The organism is Micromonospora sp. M51 (assembly GCF_018070305.1).
GTDB lineage: Bacteria > Actinomycetota > Actinomycetes > Mycobacteriales > Micromonosporaceae > Micromonospora > Micromonospora parva.
In genome coordinates, this window is sequence record NZ_JAGPXZ010001470.1 from 1 (window position 1) to 504 (window position 504).

General features: G+C 77.6%; 1 protein-coding gene. It reads right to left on the bottom strand.

The window, feature by feature from the left end; translation table 11 throughout:
- Window positions 1–504 (bottom strand): glycosyltransferase family 9 protein (locus KBX53_RS35500; RefSeq protein WP_369010029.1); only part of this gene is annotated, 504 nt, incomplete at both ends.

Sequence of the window (504 nt, forward strand, 5' to 3'; positions counted from 1 at the left end):
GGGCCGCCGCGTTCGGCCGGGCGCGGCGGCCCGGCGTCCCGGCCCAGCCGGAGCACGGGTTCGTCGCCGTCGGGCAGCCGGTGGCCGGCGGCGGCGGCCAGGGAGAGGGCGCGTTCGGGTTCGGGGACGCCGACCGGCACCCGGTGCCGGACATCCAGCAGCGAGCCCGGGTAGTCGTCGCTGATCGCCGCGATCCGGTCGATCCCCGCCATCCGCAGCAGCAGCGCCAACGGCAGGGCGGACTGGTGGAACGAGGTGAACACCACCGCCTGGTCCGCGCCGATCGCGCCCAGCCGCGCGGTCAGGTCCCGGATGGCCTGCGGATCGACCGGCCCCGGCGTGGGGTCGATCCACGGCAGCGGGTGCTCGATGATCTCGTCGACGCCGGGCAGCAGGTTGGCGGCGGCGCGACCGCGCGGCCCGCACAACAGCACCACCCGCTGCGCTCCGGCCGCCACGGCGCGGATCGCCGGGCCGGTGACCAGCACGTCACCCGCCGAGTCC